19 protein-coding genes are annotated in these 20,613 nt (G+C 52.9%); 13 read left to right on the top strand and 6 right to left on the bottom strand.

Annotated features, from left to right (window positions below; all coding sequences use genetic code 11):
- The first annotated feature begins 216 nt into the window (after window positions 1-216).
- Both RBR60_RS00465 and xerD read left to right on the top strand, forming a co-directional pair.
- Window positions 217-1,332, top strand: a complete 1,116-nt coding sequence (locus RBR60_RS00465) for an aminopeptidase P family protein (RefSeq protein ID WP_320353634.1) — start codon at window positions 217-219, stop codon at window positions 1,330-1,332.
- A 5-nt stretch (window positions 1,333-1,337) separates the two neighbouring features.
- On the top strand, window positions 1,338-2,249 hold the full coding sequence (gene xerD, locus RBR60_RS00460; RefSeq protein WP_320353869.1) for a site-specific tyrosine recombinase XerD: 912 nt from the start codon (window positions 1,338-1,340) through the stop codon (window positions 2,247-2,249).
- 47 nt (window positions 2,250-2,296) lie between these two features.
- On the opposite strand, the gene RBR60_RS00455 is transcribed toward xerD, so the two are convergent.
- Both RBR60_RS00455 and RBR60_RS00450 read right to left on the bottom strand, forming a co-directional pair.
- Window positions 2,297-3,013, bottom strand: a complete 717-nt coding sequence (locus RBR60_RS00455; protein WP_320353632.1) for a response regulator transcription factor — start codon at window positions 3,011-3,013, stop codon at window positions 2,297-2,299.
- Window positions 2,982-3,962 carry a HAMP domain-containing sensor histidine kinase gene (locus RBR60_RS00450; protein WP_320353631.1) on the bottom strand — a complete coding sequence of 327 codons (981 nt, stop codon included), beginning with the start codon at window positions 3,960-3,962 and terminating at the stop codon, window positions 2,982-2,984. The genes RBR60_RS00455 and RBR60_RS00450 overlap by 32 nt, the downstream gene beginning before the upstream one ends.
- 168 nt (window positions 3,963-4,130) lie before the next feature.
- On the opposite strand from RBR60_RS00450, the gene RBR60_RS00445 reads away from it, so the two are divergent.
- The 3 genes from RBR60_RS00445 to RBR60_RS00435 all read left to right on the top strand — a co-directional run bounded on the left by RBR60_RS00445 (window position 4,131) and on the right by RBR60_RS00435 (window position 6,483).
- Entirely contained in the window at window positions 4,131-4,355 is a 225-nt protein-coding gene (locus tag RBR60_RS00445) for a hypothetical protein (protein ID WP_320353630.1), read from the top strand.
- Window positions 4,356-4,476: 121 nt separating this feature from the next.
- Entirely contained in the window at window positions 4,477-5,355 is an 879-nt protein-coding gene (locus RBR60_RS00440; RefSeq protein ID WP_320353629.1) for an energy-coupling factor ABC transporter permease, read from the top strand.
- A gap of 3 nt (window positions 5,356-5,358) precedes the next feature.
- A complete protein-coding gene (locus RBR60_RS00435; protein ID WP_320353627.1) occupies window positions 5,359-6,483 on the top strand; it encodes a 4Fe-4S binding protein in 1,125 nt (374 codons plus the stop codon).
- 102 nt (window positions 6,484-6,585) lie between these two features.
- Here the strand turns inward: RBR60_RS00435 and RBR60_RS00430 are convergent, their stop codons facing one another.
- Window positions 6,586-7,131, bottom strand: coding sequence for an NADPH-dependent FMN reductase (locus RBR60_RS00430; RefSeq protein ID WP_320353625.1), 546 nt, complete (start codon window positions 7,129-7,131; stop codon window positions 6,586-6,588).
- A gap of 234 nt (window positions 7,132-7,365) precedes the next feature.
- Here RBR60_RS00430 and RBR60_RS00425 point away from each other — a divergent pair, with 234 nt between their 5' ends.
- Window positions 7,366-8,949, top strand: a complete 1,584-nt coding sequence (locus tag RBR60_RS00425; protein ID WP_320353624.1) for a PilZ domain-containing protein — start codon at window positions 7,366-7,368, stop codon at window positions 8,947-8,949.
- A gap of 24 nt (window positions 8,950-8,973) precedes the next feature.
- On the opposite strand, the gene RBR60_RS00420 is transcribed toward RBR60_RS00425, so the two are convergent.
- Window positions 8,974-9,603, bottom strand: coding sequence for an RluA family pseudouridine synthase (locus tag RBR60_RS00420; RefSeq protein WP_320353623.1), 630 nt, complete (start codon window positions 9,601-9,603; stop codon window positions 8,974-8,976).
- Between the two features lie 529 nt (window positions 9,604-10,132).
- Here RBR60_RS00420 and RBR60_RS00415 point away from each other — a divergent pair.
- Window positions 10,133-10,723 (top strand): outer membrane beta-barrel protein, encoded by a 591-nt coding sequence (locus RBR60_RS00415; RefSeq protein ID WP_320353622.1) that lies wholly within the window; start codon window positions 10,133-10,135, stop codon window positions 10,721-10,723.
- A 158-nt stretch (window positions 10,724-10,881) separates the two neighbouring features.
- Here RBR60_RS00415 and RBR60_RS00410 read toward each other — a convergent pair whose 3' ends face one another.
- On the bottom strand, window positions 10,882-11,343 hold the full coding sequence (locus tag RBR60_RS00410; protein WP_320353621.1) for a polyhydroxyalkanoate synthesis regulator DNA-binding domain-containing protein: 462 nt from the start codon (window positions 11,341-11,343) through the stop codon (window positions 10,882-10,884).
- Between the two features lie 224 nt (window positions 11,344-11,567).
- On the opposite strand from RBR60_RS00410, the gene RBR60_RS00405 reads away from it, so the two are divergent.
- The 6 genes from RBR60_RS00405 (at window position 11,568) to RBR60_RS00380 (ending at window position 18,389) form a co-directional block, all read left to right on the top strand.
- On the top strand, window positions 11,568-11,831 hold the full coding sequence (locus RBR60_RS00405) for a hypothetical protein (protein ID WP_320353619.1): 264 nt from the start codon (window positions 11,568-11,570) through the stop codon (window positions 11,829-11,831).
- Window positions 11,832-11,852: 21 nt separating this feature from the next.
- The gene (locus RBR60_RS00400; protein ID WP_320353618.1) at window positions 11,853-12,104 is read left to right on the top strand and encodes a hypothetical protein; all 252 of its coding nucleotides are present in this window, start codon (window positions 11,853-11,855) and stop codon (window positions 12,102-12,104) included.
- A gap of 317 nt (window positions 12,105-12,421) precedes the next feature.
- Window positions 12,422-14,110, top strand: coding sequence for a chemotaxis protein CheA (locus RBR60_RS00395; RefSeq protein ID WP_320353617.1), 1,689 nt, complete (start codon window positions 12,422-12,424; stop codon window positions 14,108-14,110).
- Window positions 14,111-14,218: 108 nt separating this feature from the next.
- Window positions 14,219-15,076 carry a dihydrodipicolinate reductase gene (gene dapB / locus RBR60_RS00390; protein ID WP_320353616.1) on the top strand — a complete coding sequence of 286 codons (858 nt, stop codon included), beginning with the start codon at window positions 14,219-14,221 and terminating at the stop codon, window positions 15,074-15,076.
- A complete protein-coding gene (locus tag RBR60_RS00385) occupies window positions 15,058-16,995 on the top strand; it encodes a DUF3365 domain-containing protein (RefSeq protein ID WP_320353615.1) in 1,938 nt (645 codons plus the stop codon). The genes dapB and RBR60_RS00385 overlap by 19 nt, the downstream gene beginning before the upstream one ends.
- Window positions 16,992-18,389, top strand: coding sequence for a sigma-54 dependent transcriptional regulator (locus tag RBR60_RS00380; protein WP_320353614.1), 1,398 nt, complete (start codon window positions 16,992-16,994; stop codon window positions 18,387-18,389). The genes RBR60_RS00385 and RBR60_RS00380 overlap by 4 nt, the downstream gene beginning before the upstream one ends.
- 23 nt (window positions 18,390-18,412) lie before the next feature.
- On the opposite strand, the gene RBR60_RS00375 is transcribed toward RBR60_RS00380, so the two are convergent.
- Entirely contained in the window at window positions 18,413-20,509 is a 2,097-nt protein-coding gene (locus RBR60_RS00375) for a 6-phosphofructokinase (protein WP_320353613.1), read from the bottom strand.
- Window positions 20,510-20,613 lie beyond the last annotated feature (104 nt).

Raw genomic sequence — 20,613 nt, 5'->3', positions numbered from 1 at the left:
TCCCAGGCGGCTTTGCAATAACAGGAGAAAAACCGCATCCGGCAATTGCCCCGGTTTTTTATCTGGGCTATGACGTTCATGCAGGTCATGGTGCGCAGGGTTTTTTGGGAAAATCCCCCTCACATCCCTTAAAATGACCCGACCTCGGCAAAGCACCCCGCCTGCAGCACGGAGAACGCCTGTATCCCATCTCATCTTGCACAAGGAGACAATGATTTGAGCCTTTCTTTTTCTTCCCGAATTGAAACTTTCCGCAGCCGCATGGCCGCCTTTGACGTGGACGCCATGATGGTACTGGTGGAGGAAAATCGACGTTATCTCAGCGGTTTTACGGGTGAAGACAACGGTTATGACGAATCCGCAGGGGCCCTTTTCATTACAAAGGACAAGCTCCTTCTTGCCACGGACTCCCGTTTTGTCTTTCAGGCGGAAGTTGAAGCACCGGATTATGAAGTTTACTGTTACAAAAAAGGACTTGCCGCAGAACTGCCGGAAATCCTTTCCCGGCTTTCCGCCCGAAGACTGGGCTTTGAACCTGCAAGACTTTCCGTGAAAGACCATGAGCGCATGACCGAATTCCTCGGTAAGGCGCAAGCTTCCCTTCAGCTAGCGCCCATCCATGACCTGGTGGAATCCCTGCGCGTCATCAAGGATGAAAACGAAATCCGTACCATGCGTGAAGCCCTGGGTATTACGGAAAAAGCCCTGCAAATGCTCCTTTCAGACCTGGTTCCGGGCATGAGCGAAAAAAAAGCCGCATGGCTTCTGGAGCAGAAACTGCGGGATCTGGGCGCAGAAGGTCTTTCCTTTCCCAGCATTGTGGCAGGGGGTGTCAATGCCGCCAAACCCCATGCCCATCCTTCGGAAAACCTCTTTACAGAAAAAGCCCCCGTTCTTTTTGACTGGGGTATCAAACTTCAGGGATACTGTTCAGACATTACCCGGACCTTTTTCCTTGGCAAGCCAGACACCCGTTTCATGCCCCTCTTTGATGTGGTGAAAACCGCCCAGCAGCGGGCGATCGCCGCCATCCGGGATGGTGTCAGCACCAAGGAAATTGATGCCCTGGCCCGGGACTACATCGCAGAAAAAGGGTATGGTGCCTTTTTCGGCCACGGCCTGGGGCATGGGGTGGGGCTTGCCATCCATGAAGCGCCACGGCTCGGCCCTCTGCAGGACATTCCCCTGAAAAGCGGCATGGTGGTCACCGTGGAACCGGGGATTTACCTTCCAGAATGGGGCGGAATCCGCCTTGAAAACATGGTGGTGGTCCGGGAGGAGGGACCGGAAATCCTCAATACCACCACAGTGGAAGACTTTCTCCCCCTGTGAGCGCCATGGATGCCATACCGGAACCCAAAACTCATCCCCTGCTGGATGCCTATCTTCAGCTCCTTCTTGTGGAAAAGGGGCTGGCAGAGCTCACCCTGAATGCCTATGCCGAAGATCTGGGACGTTTTTTTTCCTATCTTCACGCCCAGGGCCTTGAGGTCGAAGAGCTTGCGCCCATGGATCTTCTGGCCTATCTCGTATGCCTGGAAAAAGAAGGCCTGGCTCCCCGGAGCCGGGCCAGGCATCTGGTCAGCATCCGGGGCTTTTTCACCTTTCTTGCCCAGAACGAGGATCTGGAGAAGGATCCTTCCCGGGTGGTGCGCCTGCCCCATACAGGCCGCAAACTGCCCGATGTTCCTTCTGTGAAGGAAATGGAGGCCCTGCTGGCAGCACCGCCCTGGAATACGGCCCTGGGGCTTCGGGACAGGGCCATGCTGGAGCTGCTTTATGCCACAGGGCTCAGGGTCTCCGAGCTCATGGGCCTTAAAGTAACGGATCTGCGCATGGATGCTGGATTTTTACGCGTCCGGGGCAAAGGCAGCCGGGAAAGGGCGGTGCCCTTTCATATGAAAGCCCGGCAAAGTCTTGATCTCTATATCCGTGAGGGTCGACCCCGCATCCTGAAAACCCGGATGAGCGATTATCTTTTTGTGGGGGGATCGGGTAAACCCCTTACCCGTCAGGCCTTCTGGAAAAACCTGAAAACCCATACCCTGAGAGCAGGAATTGTGCGGCACATCACGCCCCACAGCCTGCGTCACGCCTTTGCCACCCACCTTCTGGAAGGCGGCGCGGATCTCAGGGTGGTGCAGGCCCTTTTGGGTCATGCGGATATTGCCACTACCCAGATTTACACCCACGTCAGCCGAAAAGGACTTAAGGACGTACATACCCGATTTCATCCAAGAAGCCGATAATCCTTATCTTCAGACGTTTTTTGAGGTTTTTCAGTTTTTTGAACAACTCAACGGTCATTTTTTCCCGTTTTTTCCTGGCCTGCGGGATCAAAAAGGTAACCCACGGATCGGATACTTTTAAAAAATGCCGGTTTCCTTGGATTTTTTTCAAAATACCGACGAAACCGCACAAGAAAATTGTCCACCGTTCGCGTGGTGACCGAAGGCTCATACCCCAAAACCCCTGTGAGGATGGCTTCCCGGCTCACGGGTTTTCCGGGATTTTCAGCAAAATAACGCAGCATACGCATCTCCTGATCCGTCAAAGTCACCTCTTCACCGGAAACCACCGCCACCCTGCGTTCCCAATCAATGCGGTTTTCCCCGAAAAGGTACTCGGAAACCCCGATCTTTTTTGTTCTTCCCCGCCGCAGCAGCCCTTCCATGCGCAACTCCAGCTCCTGCACATCAAAGGGCTTGGACATGTAATCATCACAGCCCCGCCGAAGTCCGGTTTTTCTGTCCTCCACCTCTCCTTTGGCGGAGAGGATCAACACGGGCAAATCCGGATCCACCCTGCGGATTTTTTCCAGCACACGGAGTCCATCCATGTCCGGCAGCATGCGATCCAGAATCACAAGATCAACGGCTTGCTGCTCCCACCTTTCAAGCCCTTCCTCACCGGAGGCCGCACAGAGAACCTCATACCCCGCCAGCCGTAAATTCAGGCGAATCCCCTCACGCAGGTGAGGTTCATCCTCGATGAGCAGAATCCGCTTTTTCATTTTTCCCTCCATATCGTATGGGCAGGGTGAGAATGAAGGTGCTGCCCTTACCCAGCCCCTCGCTTTCCGCCCGGATACGGCCTTTGTGCATGCGCGCCACATGGTCCACCAGATGCAGTCCAAGTCCTGTTCCAGGGGCCCTCCCCTGGGGATCCACCCTGTAAAATCTCTTGAAAATCCGCTTTAGATCCTTTTTTTCCAATCCAAATCCATTGTCTGAAAAACGCAGAATCGTGTGTTTTTTTACTTTTTCCAGCCGAACCTCCATGCAAGGCCGCACGCTTTCATTGTAGCGCAGGGCATTTTCCATAAGATTGGTAACCAGCATGGCAAAGAGGTCCGGATCCACATGGTGGAAAAACCCCTCCTCGGATGTACGAATGTGCAGTTCAAGGGCTTCAAAACGGGGATGTTCCCTATGGATGGCAAGAATTTTCTCTCCAAGATCCAGATTTTCCAGTGCAAGGGGACTCATGCCGCCCTCAATGCGGGCAAGATTTAAAATTCTCTGAATCTGATCGGAAAGCCGCTCCGTATCCAGCTTCATGTATCCAAGATACCGCAGACTGTCTTCCCTTGGCAGCTCATGCTTCAGGAAGGTATCCAGATAAAGACGGATGGAAGCCACCGGCGTTTTTAACTCATGGGTGAAACTCCGGATAAAACGGCGCTGCATGCGGTAAAGGGACATGGCCTTTCTGTAATAGAGATAAATGACGCTCAGCCCCACAAGAATAAGTCCCACCAGCACAGAAAGTGTGAATACCACGCTGAAGGTCTCCGGAGCCATGACCCGGTCTCCATCCAGATTCAGCGTGCGGGCCAGGTCCTGAAGCCCGGTTTTTACCTCCATGAACCAACGGATATAAAGATAAAAAGATATACCAAGAGCCGTAACGGAAACAAGCATCACCAGCATGGTGTTTTGCAGGCTTCGGCGCAGTCTCACAAAAAATTTCCTCCGAGTTCCTTCCGGCCATGGAGCGGCCTCAATCCATGGGGCAAAAAAATAGTTTGTACACTTCTTTTCTCGACAGCAGCTTGTATTTGTGACATATTTTTCATATATGAACACCAAAAATAAGGCTCTACCCTTTTTCAAACGGAAAGAAACCCCGTGGATCGAGTGCGAATCATTGAGGTAAAAGAAGATATCCTGGCCGACAATGAAGCCATGGCTGCGGAGCTTCGGGCGCGGTTAAAAGAAAAAAAAATTCTTATCAATCTCATGGCTTCGCCGGGTGCTGGAAAAACCACCCTTCTTCTCAAAAACCGCAGCAAGGCTTCCACAGGCTGTACGCAGGGTCAATCCAAAGGCCAAGATTCCCCCCCCCTTTCCTGACGCACAGAAGAAGGGCTGGATGCCTGGATGGACCTTCTTCAATCTTTCTGCCTGAAACGGTTCTTTATCCCGATCCATTTCTGGGATTTTTTAAAAAAATACTCATATAAGGAGAGAGGCCATGCACATACCTGACGCCATGATCACAGGTCCCATCTGTCCCCTCACCACAGCACTGGCAGCAGGGCTTGTGGGAGCCGCCGCCTTTGCCGCTGTCCGAAAAAAGGCCCCAATCCAGCCAGGCCGTTTTGCCGCTGTAACGGCCCTGATTTTTGTCCTGCAGATGCTCAATTACCCTATCAGCGGTGCCACCTCCGGTCATCTCATGGGCGGTGTGCTTGCCGCAGGTCTTCTGGGAATTCCTCTGGCCATTCTTTCCCTCACGCTTGTCCTTTTTGTCCAGGCCATATTTTTCGGAGACGGCGGTATCACCGTACTTGGGGCCAATATCCTGCTTATGGCTGGTATGGGCGCTGCCTCCGGCGGGCTCCTGTACCGTTTTCTCACTCCCCATTCCCAAAACACCCTGCAGCGCCACCTGGCCATGGCCTTTGCCGCCTGGGCTTCCGTTGTGAGCGCTGCGGCCCTCTGCGCCCTTTTTCTGGCTTCAGGATCAGAGGTCTCTTTTTTCCATGTTCTGGGCCCCATGCTCCAGGTGCATGGGCTCATCGGTCTTGGGGAGGCTCTTTTGACCCTGATGATGATGGCTGCGGTCAAAGCCTGGCCGAGGCTCATTCTCCCCATGGCGGGAGCCCTCTTTCTCACGCCCTTTGCTTCAGGTTACCCGGATGGCCTGGAGTTTGTCGCAGAACACTTTCAGCTTCCCGAGGGTATCGCCCTTTTCACAGCTCCCATGCCCGATTACAGCTTTCCTTTTCTTCCCGAAATGCTTTCCGTGATGGTCGCAGGCCTTGCGGGTATTCTGCTCTGTCAGATGCTGGGGGCCGCCATGGTCAGGGGGCTTGAAAAAATTCCCGCATCCCGTATGCAAAGGAGCTGAACCATGGAGAACGGAATCTATCGGCAGCTACAGCAGTACCTGCATCAGCTTCCCTGCGGTTTTCCCGAAGGGCCCAAGGGCACGGACATCGCCCTTTTAAAAACCATGTATACGCCCGAAGAGGCAGCCCTCTGTCTGAGGCTCACCCCCGAAGGCCAGACCGCAGAAGCCATTGCCCTCAGCCATGGTGGAAACGTGGATACCATCCGGCCCATGCTGGATGCCATGGCCACAAGGGGGCTTTTGTTCCGTATCCGCATCCAAGAGACCCCACATTATGTGCTCATGCCCTATGTGGTAGGCACCTTTGAGTTTCAGCTCAACCGCCTTTCCCCTGAGTACAACAAGGCCCACAACCGTTATATGATGGATGCCATGGGCATGGAGGTGTTTGGCGGAAAGACTTCCCAGTTTCGCATCCTGCCCGTGGAAGCCGCCCTTGAAGACACCCAGACCATCATGCCCCACGAGAAGATCAGGCGCTACATTGAGGAGGCCCGGCTCATTGCCGTGAGCGACTGCCTCTGCCGCAAAAAAGCCCAGGCCGAAGGCCGGGGCTGTGATCATACCTTAAAGGCCTGTCTCAGCCTCAACGAATTTGCAGAATTCTACCTTGAAGCGGGAATGCCCACGGAAATCATATCCAAGGAGGCTGCCCTGAAGCTCATGGAGGACTGCGAGAAGGAAGGACTTGTGGCCCATACCCAGAACGCAAAGGATGAAGTCTGTTATATCTGCAACTGCTGCGTCTGCTCCTGCGGTATTTTTTCTACGGTGGCGCGGTTCAATCTCCACAGCCAGATCGTTCGTGCTTCCTGGCAGTGCCGGATTGATCCTGAAGCCTGCACCGCCTGCGCTGCCTGTATGGAGCGCTGTATCTTCAATGCCCTTTCTCCGGGAGAAAACGGAAAGATGGAGGTCAGCAGGGGAAAATGTATGGGGTGCGGTCTGTGCAAAAGCGCCTGCCCATCGGAAGCCATTTCCCTTGTCCAGCGGGAAAAAAGATTTCAGCCCGATGTTCCGGCAGATCCCCAGGAGATGTATGACCGTATGCAGGCGGAAAAAAACCGCCCCCTGCGCATGCTTTCCATGAAAAGTCTTAAAGCCCGGGTATCCGGGCAGAAATGACCTCTTTCAACCTTTGGCTTCTTTGGTCCCTCACCGGACCCGAAGAAGCCAAAGGGGATGGTTTTTTAATCAAAAGAGGCGATTCACTTCCCCTTTTTCACCCTAACGCAGCTTCAGAGTCCATGCGCGCAAAGCATCCACAAGTTTTACCACCTGCTTCTGGAGGCGTTCATCCACAAGGTTTCCTTCCCCGTCAAACCCTCCGGCAAAGGCGTTGCAGAAGACCTCCGGCGTATTCAACACATGGAGGTTGAGAAACACGCACACCTGACGCAGGTGATACTGAGCCCTTGCTGTGCCCATCCCTCCGCCTGCTCCCATCATGGCCGCAGCCTTACCCGTGAGCAAAACATTTTCCGGTTCACGGGAAGCCCAGTCCAGGGCGTTTTTCAAGGCGGGCGCCATGGAATAGTTGTACTCGGGGCAAGCCATGAGCAGGGCTTGGGCACCTTTCAGTTCTTCAAAAAAACGCAGCACCGCCGCAGGTTTTTCTTTCAGGTCGCTGTTGTAAAAAGGAATCTCAGAGAGATCGGCGATGCGGATCTCCACACCTTTCGGTGCATGCTGCTGCGCATATCGCAGCAGTCCCATGTTGGTGGATTGTTTCCGAAGACTACCGCAAATGCCAAGTACCTGAATTTTTTCCATACCGGTCTCCTTTGCTGGTCCTGGTGGCTCAATGAGCCTGAAATGAGAAACAAACACCCATGCTTTTCAAACAAGACATGAGAAAACTACCATAAGATCGAAAAGATAAAAAGAAAGCCCTAAAAAATTTCACAGCCCATCATCTTGTCACCAAGTCTCTCCCAGCGCCCTTTCACATCCGGTGCTGCCAGAAAATCCGATAACCGTAATCCCGATAAAACGGAGTCTGAAGTCATGTACAGAATTTTCAAATCCGAAACAGAGAATTGTCTTCTTCTGAGAATGCGCGGGCTTGTCACCGAAGAGGAAGCAGTGAGACTTATTCAGGAGCTCACCAGCACTCTGAGAACCATGCGCAAAGGCTTTGGCCTTGCCGTTGATTTGAGGGAATACAGCCCTAAGGAAGGTGACAATGCAGACTTTATGGTCAAAAACGCCCTTCGGATCATGGCCATTAAAAAGCCCGCCGTGGTAGCCCGCATCGCCATTCCCCAGGTACTCAAACGCATGGACAGGGTGTACGCAGAAATGCAACTCCCTGTTACCTTCAAGGTAAAAAACGCCACCAGCATGGCGGAAATGGTCTCCATACTTGTGAGACACCGCCTGCAGATATCCCAGAGCCTGGGCAGATGGATACTGACGCTTCCCGAAGACATAGAAAAAAAATTACTGCAGAAAAATCTGTCCGCAAAAGACATGGCCCCATCTGAAACTGAAAATATCCTGCCAATCCCCCCTTTTATCCGTGGCTTTTCCATCAGCGGTAATCCCGTACGTCACGAACTTATCCGCATTGAAGTGGACACGGATGAAGAGCTTCACGATGAACCCTACACCTTTGAGTTTGGCTACCGTCGGCTGGCCTCCCCCAGTCTCTGGCAGCTCATGCCCAAAACGGAAAAAAATCATTCCAGAACCTGCAGGTTCAATGATGCAGGCAGATATGAAATCTGTGTACGGGTTAGTCAGCCACACAGTCCCACCAGCGAGCCCTTGCTGACGGAACTCCGTATCCCGCTTTTTATCTCGCCCGCCGCAGGTCAGGCAGGTTCGGAAAAAAAGATCCCACCATCCAGAACCGATTTTCTGATGCGGAACAACCGCTGTTTTTTACTACAAGACAGGGATGGAACCACGCCTTGTTTTATGAAAACCATCATCTACGAAGTCAATATGGACACGCAGACGGTGGTGGTATCCCAGCCATCTCCCCCTTTGAAAAGCCTTAAGGGCATTGATACCCTTGATCTCACAGCCACAGAGCACAATGATCCGGACCAGGGCCGACCCGGCATTCAGATTCTTTCCCTTGAGACCCTTTCCAGGTACATGCTTCCGGACGGTCAGGCGCAAGAAGCTCTGATGCTGCGCTTTACCCTTCCTGTTCAGCATACAGGCCTTCGCAATGAACGGCAGGCTTTTCGCTGTTGCTGCCTGCCCTATGCTCACCTGATGGCAGGAAAAATTCGCACAAAAGAGCTTACTTTTACCTCCAAGCATGATTTTCGTTTTTCCGACATTTCAATGACGGGCATCGGTCTTCGGTTTCCAGGTGAGCATGGCATGAAGCTGCCCGACACAGACAGCCGTTTTCTTCTGGAGTTTTTTTTCGAAGCTGTGGAAGGAACGCTTGCGGATATTCATATCAATGCCGAAATTCAGCTGGTGAGAAAAGAAACCGACCCATTAAGCGGCGAAATAACAGCGGGATTCTCCTTTTTAAAACTGGATGCAGATCAGGAAACCCTCCTTGCCCGCCACATCAATGCCCTTCAGCTTCTGGAGCGTCAGCGTATGCGTGAACAACCGAGCTGACCTTAAAACCTTCCCCGTCCCCCATCAACGCAAAAACGTGTGGAAAAGGTGGGGAACGGAAGATTCCAGCCTGAGTAGACGACCACAGGGAAGGCCACACTCCAGCTGATGGGCGTGAAGCATGAGCCTTGGCCATCCCTTCTGACTTTCTTTTTCGCCATAACGCAGGTCTCCCACAATGGGATGACCCATATGATAAAGATGAACCCGGATCTGATGCCGTCGTCCTGTCACAGGAAAGACCCGGATGAGGCTCAGGTTTTCCCCGGAAAGTTCCATTTCCCAATGGGTCAGACTCGGTTTTCCTCCCTCCCTGTCCACCCCCATGCGGCCCGATCCAAAAAGACGGATGGGCGCGTCCACAGATCCTTTTTTTTCCCTGATCCGGCCATGCACCAGAGCCTGGTAAGTCTTCTTGACCCTCCGATTTTCAAACTCAAGGCTGAGGTGACGGTGCATGGAGGCCGTTCTTGCAAAAAGCAGGATCCCACTGACTTCCTTATCCAGGCGATGCACCACAAAAAGCCGCTCTCCCCTTTCCTTTTCCAGTGCGTGCAAAAGGCAGGGCGTCGTCTCCCTGCGCTCGGGAATGACAGCTATACCTGCAGGTTTATCCACAGCCAAAACTTCCTCATTTTCAAATAGAACACACATGTTTTCAGCATCCTTTACTGGGGGGGCCTGGGTTTCAGGGGATGTCGGAATCCCAGGCGCCATCCGGAACATCTTTTTGCATCCAAAGTTCGTCGCCCGTATACCAAACAGGCCTCCAAGGTGCTAACGGGCTTCATTTTATAGGAATTTTCCTGAAGGCCTGAGAGAAAAAAAGGCCCGGTCACACCTTTTTTGGAAGCACAAACCACAAGGGACAAGGATTCTGCGCATTTCCAGCTGTTTGCACAGATCCGCCTTCTGATTCAAAAACCGCGTTCCCCGTTGACAAGCCCTTCTTCTCTGGTTAGTTCGCCATGGAATCTGCTTTTGTATCCGAAGGTTAGAAGCATTCAGGAAATCAGAATCCTTTTTCCCTGAACAATGGCGGGTTCTTCAGGAAAAAAACTTTTTACCGCGGCTCTTGAAAGATTTTTCCGGCCGCCCATGAAGTTTTTGAGGCGTATGCTTCCGCAGGGCTTGCATGCGCATACATGTGCATTGTCTTTACAGGATCAGAAAAGGAAAAAAAATGAAAAAGACCGTACGTATTCTGGTAATTGCCGCCGCATGCCTCTGCATGGCGTTTCCTGCACTTGCGGCAGAAAGATTCAATGGCAACGTGAATCTGCTGGTGGGCAGCAAGATCATGGACAACGATTGGGATCCTGCGGATGAGCAGGTCGGCTTTGGTCTCATGCTGGACATGGCGGGCAACCATTGGCCCGTACATCTGGTGGCCGATATCCTGGTGGCCAGCGGCGATGCCCGGGGCGTTTATCAGGCTTACAGTCCCAATCCCATGAAAATGGAGGTGGATACAGAAGAACTCCATCTGGGAATCCGTAAATACCTTGCCGTATCCGAAGCCATCACGCCCTATGCAGGTCTGGGACTTGCCGCCATCCGCGCCAACATGAGTCTTGAGGATAACGGCCTCCGTTTTTCCGATGATGATGTGGCCTATGGCTGGTGGGGTGGTCTGGGCGTGAAGTTCAAGGCTGTGGATGATCTCAGCCTTGGCGTGGATTTGCGTTATTCCAAGGCAGAAGCCACCCTGGCTGGTCGGGATATGGAAATCGGCGGATTCCGGGCAGGCATCTTCATGGGCCTCGGCTGGTAGAAAAAAAGGTCTGCAAGGGGGCTTCACCTTGCGTTTTTCCACCCAGACATCCCAGACTCAAAGAACGCAAGGCCGTCTGGCGCTTTGCGTTCTTTGAGTTGAGCCGTACACAAAAGCCCTCCAGCCCCACCCAGGCTTTCCGGAGAGCGCATAAAAATCTACTTTTCCTTTTTTTCCTCTTTTTCCGGGCTGAAAAATTCCATGAAAGGCCGGAAGGGTGAGATGCCCGTCATGGTTTTCTGGGCCATTCCCGAAAGATCCATCCCCAGATCCAGCATCCGGCGAAACTGCTCGTCAAAGGCGGATTTCTGGTGCAGGTAATTACCCAGAATCTGCTGAAGATACTTTTCAAAAAACTCACTCAGCACATTATCCCCATAGCGAATGATCAGGTGCAGCAGGGGAACCGGCAGAAGGGCATTTTTCTGACGCGCTTCTTCCAGAACAATCTGGGTGAGAATGAAAGCCGTGACATCTTCTTCCGTGTTCACATCCACCACATGAATCCCTTTGCCTTCCCGGATCAGAAGTCTTACCTCCGCCAGGGTCACATACTTGCTTTTTTCCGTATCGTACAAACGTCTGTTTGCATATTTTTTGATCAGTACCCGCTCTGTCATTCCCCCTCCCCATTCCATATTGCAACGCACAAAGAATACAAACTCTCCAACCTCCCCAAAAAACACAAGCCGTCTTTTAAAAAAGGATCTTCAGTCGGATAAGATCCCATCCATCTCTTATATTTGTCATTTTTTTCTTGACACAGCGCACAAAAAACTTACTATCTGACCAAGGTTGCATTGCAACATAAATATCAGACAACACGCAATCAGGAGAACATACCATGGAAACAAAAATCATTGCAAAACAAATCCTTGACTTCCAGAAGCAACTCATCAACAACGCCTACCTCACCACCACAGCTGTGCAGGAACATGGGGAAAAACTCACTCATCTGATCATCGATCCCATTCCCCAGATTCCCGAACAAACCAAAGGCCTGGTCAATGCGTGGCTGGCCAACGTGAAACAAGGACAGGAAAAAGTCAAAAAACTTCAGGACGAAACCTTTGCAAGACTGGAGCGCTTCATCCTGGAAACACCCTGATCACCCCAATTGGGAGGGTTTATGGATCCCCGTACATTCGCAATGGGTCTGCACCGTGAAAGCTTTAACTGGATGTGGTCTGTCATGGAATCCCTGCAACGTCAGAACGAAACCCTGGTCTGGAACTGGATCAATACATCCCCTGTTCCCATCGGCCATCGCACACGGAACCACACACAAAAATGGATGTCTCTTTTCCAGAAAAGCTGTGAAGACGCCAGAGATACGGGCCGTTCTCTCCTGGGACAACTGGAATCCCGCATCACACGATAAAAGGTCTTTGCCCTTCATCCTCTGAGCGTATGGTCTTTTTCAAAAACCCCTCCCCTGCATTCCAATACAAGGGGAGGGCCTGATAAGCTTCATATTTTCTTTTTTGGCCCGTATCGTCCCTGGGTTTCCGAGACTCCCCCGTTCACGGAAACCCAGAAAGACGGTACGGGCCCATCTGTTTTAAAAATCCCCGTGCCCTGCCTTTTCCCTCCCACATTTACAAGCCCGATAAAAGACGATATCGTAGCCCGAATACGGAACTCTTCGAAAAAGGCCTATAACCTTGATTTTTTTCTTATTTTGACTCCGGAGGACCCATGACTGCAAACGGGCCACCCCGTCACCCCGGTAAGCTTCCTTCTCATTTGGACATGGATCTTTATACGGAGTTTCTTTCCATGCAGCCTCCGGTTTTTACGGCCATGGAAGAGCACATACTGAAAATAGGGCGTGACGATCAGGCCCTCACCGAACTCCGCCGCGCCTTTCATACTCTCAAGGGTGAGGCGGGATTTTTTCGTCTGGAAGCTGTGGAAAACCTCTGTCACATGGCGGAAGACGCCCTGAGTCATGATATTTTCCCGGAAAACCTCATCGCCCTCCTTCTGGATATACAGGCCTGGCTCCGGAATGCCTTTGCCTGGTATGCGGGGAAATCCACCCCTGCCCCCCAGGATCCAGGTGATTTGCGCATGCGTCTTCTGGAAGAAACGGGAAAAGCCCAGGATCCCACCATTTCCACAAGAAAAAATCCGGATTCAAGGCCCCCACGTCAGGTCCGGGAAAACGTACTGGTCGAATCCGAACGTCTGGATCGCCTCATGGACACCATCGGGGAGCTGGTCATTGTGGAAACCATGGTACGCCAGTCTCCGGAGCTTGCCGCCATCGGGCCTTGCCGCCTCAGCGCCCACCTTTCCCAGCTCACAAAGCTTACACGGGAATTGCAGGGATTGGGGCTGGGGTTGCGCATGGTCCCCATCCGTCCCCTGTTCATGAAGATGGAACGGATGGTGCAAGAACTGGGACGCACCCTCGGTAAATCCGTCCTCTTCCAGTCCTTTGGTGAGGAGACGGAGCTGGATCGTTCCCTGGTGGAGCGTCTCCGGGACCCCCTCTTGCATCTGGTCCGAAACGCCATGGACCATGGTATTGAAGATCAGGAAACAAGACAGAAAAAGGGCAAGCCCGAGAAAGGTCTTTTACGCATTGAGGCCAGCCACAGGGGAGGAGATATTCATATCCGCATTCAGGATGATGGTCAGGGACTTGACGCGGACGCCATAGCCAGCAAGGCGAAAAAAAAAGGACTCCTTTCCCATGACAATGTCCTCAGCAAGGAGGAGATCCAAAGCCTCATCTTCACTTCCGGCTTTTCCACAGCCCCTGTTCTCACAGAAATATCCGGCCGAGGCCTGGGCCTTGACGTGGTGCGCGAACAGATTGTCGGACTTTCCGGAGAAATCCGCGTTGAGAGTCAGAAGGATGCGGGCGTTACCTTCCACATGCGCATCCCCATGACCGTTGCCATCATCGACGGCATTGTCTGCCGGTGCGGAAAAAGGCGCTACGTGCTTCCGACCCTCTGTGTACTCGGCAGCCTCGCCCTGTTGCCGGAGGCTCTGTGTATTCTGCCCTCAGGTATGACCCTGGCCCCTTTCCATGATCAGCTGATTCCCGCATCCCCCCTTGAAATTCTGCTGCAGAAAAAAGATCAGCCCACAAAGGAGGGCCGCCTCATGATTGTGATTGAATCCGATGGCAGCCGGGCCGGAATCCTTGTGGAAGAAATCCTGGGTAAGCAGCAGATTGTGGTCAAATCCCTGGGAGAAACCTTCCGGGGAATTCAGGGTATTTCCGGAGCCGCCATCATGCCTGATGGGGAGGTAGGGCTCATTCTGGACCCCCAGGCACTGATCCGCCAGGCCTTTCACCCGGATTCTCTTGCCGGGAAAAAGCACTGGACAGAAAGAAAGGAGCGGGGTAAGGCAGACGCAGGGACATAGATTCAAGTTTTCCCATACTCCAGGGTTTCCTCGGGTCGCCCAAAGATCAGACCGGAACACCCTCTGAAATCCGAACAAGACAAATGGCTTATTATTTAAGGAGTTTTCATGTCCAGCCTCCCTGTCATGGTCAATGGATTGCCCGGTAACGTGGCGTCCACTCTCATTCCCCATATCCTCAGAAATTGCGACATTCATCTCCTGCCTGCCTCCCTGACGGGGCCTGGCACGGAGGAAGGCACCCTGACCTGCCATGGCATGTCCTTTGACCTCATCAGGCCCAAAGACAGGGATGCCTGGATCCTCTCCGCACGCAGGCAGTATCCCGATCTCATATGCATTGACTACACCCACCCTTCAGCGGTGAATGCCAATGCCCGGTTCTATGCAGAAAACAAAATTCCCTTTGTCATGGGAACCACAGGTGGCGACAGGGAAGCGCTGATACAGACTGTTCAAAATTCTGAAACATGCGCGGTCATTGCCCCGAACATGGCCAAACAGATTGTCGGGTTTCAGGCCATGATGGCCTATGCCGCAGAAAATTTCCCCGGACTTTTTGAGGGCTACAGCCTGCGCATCGAGGAAAGCCATCAGGCGGGCAAGGCGGATACCTCCGGAACCGCCAGGGCCATGGTGGAGTATTTCAATGCTCTGGGGATTCCATTTCAGGTGGATTCCATAGAAATGGAAAGAGACCCTGAACGTCAGAAAACCCTCTGGGGAATTCCTGAAGATCACATCCAGGGCCATGCCTGGCATACCTATACCCTCCTCTCCCAGGACAAAACCGTCTCTTTCCGTTTCACCCACAATATTAACGGTCGTGAAATCTATGCCCAGGGTACCCTGGATGCGGTGCGTTTTCTTGCCCGTCATATCCGCAAAGGTGATTCTGGAAAGGTTTTCTCCATGATCGATGTTCTTAAGGATCCTGTTCCTGCGCCATGTCCCGCATCAGCATAAAAAGACGATTCAGACTGGGAGCCGCCGCCATCCTTTTTTTCTTCTGCATGGCGGCGGCACTCATGGAATATTCCTATCTCCGCCACGAGTACCTGGGGGTGCTGCGTGAAAAGACCACCCTTTTCATGGCTATGGCCCAGTCCAGTCGGGACTATGTCAAGGAAATCCTGCGCCCCCGCATGCAGCAGTATGTTGCCGATGACCGTTTTATCCTGGAAGCCATGAGCACTTCCTTTGTCTCCAGGGAAATCATGAATCGCCTGCACACCCATTTCCCCGAATTCACGTATAAACGCGCTGCCCTCAATCCCCGCAATCCCATCAATCTTGCCGATGCCTTTGAATCGGAAAAAATCCTCTGGTTTGGAAAAAATCAGGATCAGACGGAATGGAAAGGCGTTCTTCAGAAGTCCGGGCATTCCTTTTTTGTACACATGATACCTGTACGGGTGGAAAAGGAATGCCTGTCCTGCCACGGTTTTCCTGAAACCGCTCCGGACGATCTCTTAAAGATCTATGGACGCACGGCAAGCTTTCATTATGAGGTGGGCGATGTGGTGGCTGCGGAAAGTCTTTATATTCCCATGGACCTGACCCTTGCCCGCATACAGGAAAAGGCCTGGGCCATTTTTTTTGTGACTGCCCTTTCCCTTGTTTTCCTGCTTGTTTTCTTTTATCTGCTCTTTCACAGAACTGTTATCCTGAACCTAAGGGATATCCTCAACAGTTTCAGACAGATCCGTGATGAAACCCCGGATGAGGAGGAATCCCTGGGACCCGCAGAAAAAGCCGATGAGGCGGAACAGATCCAGGAACATCTCCTTCTTGTTGCAAAAAAATTAAAACGGGTTCACCAGGATCTTCAGAAAAGCGAGGCAAAATACAAAGAGCTTTTTGAAAATGCGCCGGAGGCCATCCTTGTCAGCAGAAACGGGATGCTCTTGGACATCAACAGAACAGGGCTCAGGCTCTTTGCCTTTGAAAACAAGGAGGAAGCCCTGGGCATTGAGTCCGTGTACCAGCTTTTCTGGGATGGGCAGGAGGCAGGAAGACTGTGGGATACCCTCAGAAAAAATCACCGCATCCAGGATCTTGAAATCCGCATTGTCAATCGCAAAGGGGAAAAACGGGATGTTCTCCTTTCCGCCCTGGCAAGGCCGAAAGATACGAGCCAGATCCCTGATTTTGAAGCCACTCTGCGGGATATCACGGAAAAAAAAGCCATGGACGCAGGCCTGGCCCAGGCAGACAAGCTCACTTCCATCGGGCAGCTTGCCGCAGGTGTTGCCCATGAAATCAACAACCCCCTGGGCGTTATTCAGCTCTACGCAGGCCTCATTGAAAAGGGCTGCTCCGGAAACCCCCAGATTCTCGAAGACATACGCATCATCCAGAAACACACCGATACCTGTAAACAGGTGGTGGAATCCCTGCTGGATTTTTCAAGAAACGCGCCGCCTCTGAAAAAACAGATGGACATGCATCAGGCCCTGGAAGAAATTCTGCAGGTGCTTTCAAGGGAGATGCAGAGCCAGAATCTCCGCCTCATCCGCAACCTTGCCCCTGACATGCCAAAAATCCTGGCAGACGCTCGGCAGATGAAACAGGTCTGGATGAATCTTCTTTTAAACGCCATCCAGGCCACAGAGCCCGGCGGGCACATTGAGGTCCGTTCCTTCACGGAAAAAGGGCAGGCCCTTTTCCAGGTGAAAGACACGGGCCATGGCATCTCCCAACGTAACCGCAACCGCATTTTTGAACCTTTTTTCACCACCCGCGCCGACAAGAAAGGCACGGGCCTGGGGCTTTCCGTGGTATACGGCATCATTTCCCACCACGGAGGAGAAATTTCCGTGAAAAGCAGCCCCGGCGAGGGCAGCACCTTCACCCTTTGTCTGCCCCTGGAGACCCCATCATGAATTCTGCCGATACTCTGCTTCTGGTGGATGACGAGTCTGACCTTCTCACAGGCCTTGCCCGCACCATCCTTGCGGAAATCCCCTGCGAGGTTCACACCGCCTCCAGTGCAGAGGCCGCCCTTTCCATTCTGAAGCAAGAGCCCATTGACCTCGTGGTGACGGATATCCGCATGCCAGGCATGGATGGACTCAGCCTGCTCAGAAAAATCCGGAAAAACGATCCCCTGGTCTCCGTGATTTTCATGACAGGCTACGGCACCATTGAAACCGCCGTTTCCGCCATCCGGGAAGGGGCCTATGACTTTATTCCCAAGCCCTTTAAAAACGAAACCCTCCTCCACACCATCCGGAAAGGGCTGGAGCGTAACCGCCTGGTTCGTGAAAATCAGAGGCTTGCCCGCATGGTCTGCCCCACCGTGCCTGGCCTTGTGGGACAATCCGCTCCCATGCGCCTTGTATCGGAAAAGATACGCATGCTGGCGCGTACGGATGTTACCGTACTGATCTCCGGAGAAACGGGAACGGGAAAGGAACTGGCCGCCCGCGCTCTGCACGAAACCAGCCCCAGACGAGGCGGGCCTATGATCACGGTCAATTGTCCGGCCATTCCCGAATCCATGCTGGAAAGTGAGCTTTTCGGATATACCAAAGGGGCCTTTACGGGTGCGGTGAAAGACAGGCAGGGTTATTTTGCCGCTGCAGAAGGAGGCACCCTTTTTCTGGATGAAATCGGGGATCTGCCCCTGGGCCTCCAGGCCAAGCTTCTGCGTGTACTCCAGGAAAAGGAAATTCACCCCCTGGGGAGCGACCAGGCCAGGCGTGTGGATGTGCGCATCCTTGCGGCCACGCATCAGAATCTTGAAAAAAAGGCAGAGGCCGGTACCTTCCGGGCCGACCTCTTCTATCGCCTCAACGTGGCAAGCCTGCGCATGCCTTCTCTGCGGGAAATCCGGGAAGATCTCCCCTTACTGGTGGACCATTTCCTGGAAAAAATTGCCTGTCATCTGCGCATGGAAAAAAAGCTGGCTTCCCCAGCCCTGCTCCGGGAGTTCATGGAAGCTCCCTGGCCCGGCAATGCCAGGGAGCTTGAAAACACCCTCATGGGGCTTTGCGCTCTTACGGAAAAAAAGGAGCTTGGGCCAAGATCTCCGGAATGCCCGCCCCCTCCCTGCCCGGAACCGGCCATCGAAGAGGTTCAGATACCGGACCTCAGCTTTCCCTATCAAGAAGCCAAAGAAAGGGTGATCGCCCGTTTTACGCAAAAATACCTCGACCATCTGTTGCGCAGCACAGCAGGGAACATTTCCCAGGCTGCGCGGGTTTCCGGAATTCAGCGACAGTCTCTCCAGAAAATCCTCCGCCGTCATCACATGGATGCGGAGCTCTACCGCTGATCTCTCTCGGTGAGTATCAGGGGCTAAAGACCGGCTCGGCCCCTTTTGTCCTGAAGGGCATTGAGCATGAGGGTGAGAGGCTTATCCGGAAAATCATCCATCCAGAGCGCATCCGGCCTACGACAGGGATCCGGTCCCGGAGACGCGGCCAGCCACCCGCTTTCCATGGTTTTCAGCGTCAGGAAAGCCAAAGACCCTACATCCACCACCTTTTTTTCCATCACCAGGGTCATCTTCCCCTTGCGCTCTTCCATGTGCATCAGGGCCGCCAGGGGAACCCCCATGGGTTCCCAGGCCTCAAAATCCTTTTCAAGATTGCGGATCACGGCCATCTGACCCGTTGCCCCTCCCGCTGCCAGGGCGAATACGGTGCGTCCGAGATTGTAGGTATAATCACAGTCAAAGGGCGTGGGATCACTGCCCCTGCCATCATAGCCATAGAAATGGGGCTGGATACGGAAATCCGGTTCTGACTTACGGAAAACCTTTACAATCGCCGGAGGCAAAGAGGCTCCTTCCGCCAGAAGTCCTGCCTTTTCAAGGGCATGGTTCAGGGTTTTAACGGAAATGATGGATTCTTTCACCAGAAGCGGCCCGCCTTCTTCCACATTCCGGAACAAGACAGGGGCAAAAACCATGGGGTCCAGTCCCTCACGCCGCAAAGTCTTCTCATACCAGGCCCGGTCAAGGCCCACCTTGTAGATGCCATCTCCCTTTAATTTTTTCAGGTAATCCTTCACAAGTCCCATGAGAATCTTGTCCGTTTCCACCTGGGAAAACTGGAAATTCCCATGGCTGTCCCGCTCCATGAGAAGACCTTCCTTGAAGAAATTGGGAATATCCTGAAAAAATTCATGATCTCTCTGGTTCCACACGGAAATAAGCCCTTTTTCCGCAGCTTCCCTCACCTTAAGTCGCAAAAATTCCACTTTGGAAGCAAGATCCGGAAAATCTTCATGAAAACCAGTATCATGCGTGTGGTTGTATTCCGCAATGAGGGTGGAAATTTTGATGATGAGCACCTGAATCTCGTTGATGAATTCCAAAAGCCCCTCAGGGATGACCAGTACCCCATAATTTTTTCCCGCAGCCGCCCTGCGTACAATGCCATCACAGACGATGCGGGAAAGGTGTCTTAAGGTCATGCCATAGGCCGTGTAGTCCCGCTCGCCCTTTTTCTCCGCAGCCCGGATCCTTTCCATATCCACAAAATCGGCAAGCTCCTCACCAATGAGGGTCAGGGTGGGATGGGTCTGCAAGGCCACTTCCAGGGCAAGGTGGCTGGCCACACGACCCATCACCTTGCAGATGTGCCAGTATTTCACATCACTGGCCGCGTCCGTGCAGAGATTGGCGATGTTTCTGGAAAAGGCCAGGGCTGCGGTGTGAAAACCAAAACTTACGGCGCAGAGGTTCTGGCCTTTGGCATCCTGCACCTGGATATCGCCATCAATGGTTTTGGGAACGCCAATGACCTGAATGCCGTCCTGCCTCAGGGCTTCCGCAAGGAAGGCGGCATTGGTATTGGAGTCATCGCCCCCCACAATCACAAGAGCATCAAGTCCCAGGGCTTTGCAGGTTTCCCTGGAAAGGCGCATTTTCTCCTTTGAATCGATCTTGGTTCTTCCGGTCTGGATCATGGAAAATCCTCCCAGATTACGGAAGGCATCCACCCGTTCTTTCACCATGGGCAGCACAGCCCCCTCAAGGATGCCCTCAGGCCCCATGAGGAACCCCAGGATCTCATTTTCCGGATTGGCCTCCTTGGCCGCATCAAAGAGACCTGCGATCACGTTATGCCCTCCGGGCGCAGGTCCTCCTGAAAAAACAATGGCGATTTTGCGTTTTTTCCGGAAACCGCTGGCTTCGGAACTCTGGGGAGGGGCCGCCACAACGCGCTGCACGGGGTTATGCACAATACCCGGAAGCTGCCGGATGGCTTCTTTGCTCAGATCAAAGGAAAAGGAAGGGTCCCTTTCAAGGATCGTTTCCTTCCCCTGCAACACATCGCATACCCGGGGGCTGTACCGCAACCGGGCCGTTTCTTCACGGCTTTTACCTTCCACAAGACGCTGAACTTCCGGGTTCTGCAGATATGCAAAGCTTGCCTCAAAAGTCATCTTATCCTCCATCCCTGGTTCCGTTGATGCTTACGGAATCTTTCAGAAAACACCACAAAAATCCCTTTTCTCCGATCCGAAGATCGTAAGGAAAGGGACTTTTT

This window comes from Desulfobotulus sp. (assembly GCF_034006065.1).
Lineage (GTDB): Bacteria > Desulfobacterota > Desulfobacteria > Desulfobacterales > ASO4-4 > Desulfobotulus.
The sequence above is the reverse complement of the archived record's forward strand: the minus strand, read 5'-3'. Positions and strand labels throughout refer to the sequence as shown.